This window comes from Streptomyces sp. URMC 123, assembly GCF_051386515.1.
Taxonomy (GTDB): domain Bacteria; phylum Actinomycetota; class Actinomycetes; order Streptomycetales; family Streptomycetaceae; genus Streptomyces.
The window spans coordinates 1-284 of record NZ_JBPQTV010000755.1; the positions used below are offsets into that span (position 1 = coordinate 1).

Sequence of the window (284 nt, forward strand, 5' to 3'; positions counted from 1 at the left end):
GACTACCCGCTGCACCTGGGGGTCACCGAGGCCGGTCCGGCGTTCCAGGGGACGATCAAGTCGGCGGTGGCGTTCGGCGCGCTGTTGAGCGAGGGGATCGGGGACACGATCCGGGTGTCGCTGTCGGCTCCTCCGGCGGAGGAGGTCAAGGTCGGCATCCAGATCCTGGAGGCGTTGAACCTGCGGCAGCGCCGGCTGGAGATCGTCTCGTGTCCGTCGTGCGGTCGGGCGCAGGTGGATGTGTACAAGCTGGCGGATCAGGTGACGGCCGGTCTGGAGGGCAT

The 284-nt window shown here is 68.7% G+C and carries 1 protein-coding gene; it reads left to right on the forward strand.

The genetic code is table 11. The features are described from left to right. On the forward strand, positions 1–284 hold a 284-nt coding region (locus ACSNOD_RS31890; protein WP_436770535.1), incomplete at both ends, for a flavodoxin-dependent (E)-4-hydroxy-3-methylbut-2-enyl-diphosphate synthase.